We start from the raw sequence: 539 nt of genomic DNA, 5'->3' as shown, positions 1-539 counted from the left end.
GAAGCCGACGACCTCGCCCTTGACCTCGTCGATCAGGATGCTCTGGTACGGGTAGGTCCAGCCGTCCAGGCCGCCCATCTCCGACCCGAGCGCGAGGTCGCGGATCTCGTCCCGGCCGACGGCCATGAAGTCCTGTTTGGGGCCGTAGTTCCAGCCGTAGGTGGCGTCCTCGGTGTAGTAGTCGGCCAGCGGACGCCAGTCGCCCGCCTCCTCGCAGCGGCGGTTCTCGGCCAGCCAGTGCTCGACCATCGCGTCGAGCTCTTCGCGCGGGAACGAGGGCATCATGTCTCCAGCAGTCTGAGGGCCCGGGTGGGGCAGTAGCGGACGGCGGCGGTCACCTCGGCGCGCAGGTCGTCCGCCGGCTCGGCGTCGAGGACCCGCACCTTGCCTCTGGGCGGCACCTCGAAGACGTCGGGCGCCTCCAGCTCGCACATGGCGTGTCCCTGGCACAGGTCCAGGTCGGCCTCGATCCTCACCGGCGCCCTTCCTTTCCGGGGGGCGCCCCCCAGGCCCCCGACCCGACGATCCTCGCTTCGCTG

1 protein-coding gene and 1 pseudogene are annotated in these 539 nt (G+C 70.9%); both read right to left on the bottom strand.

What is annotated here, in order from left to right:
• Nucleotides 1–282, bottom strand: a pseudogene (locus ON40_RS12390) (nuclear transport factor 2 family protein); the annotation flags it as partial.
• Complete coding sequence (locus ON40_RS12385; protein WP_021595873.1) at nt 282–476, bottom strand: ferredoxin; 195 nt, start codon at nt 474–476, stop codon at nt 282–284. The pseudogene ON40_RS12390 and the gene ON40_RS12385, both read right to left, overlap by 1 nt.
• Nucleotides 477–539 lie beyond the last annotated feature (63 nt).

The organism is Nocardia jiangxiensis NBRC 101359 (genome assembly GCF_000308615.1).
Taxonomy (GTDB): Bacteria; Actinomycetota; Actinomycetes; order Mycobacteriales; family Mycobacteriaceae; genus Nocardia; species Nocardia jiangxiensis.
This window is presented reverse-complemented; position numbering and strand designations above follow the sequence as displayed.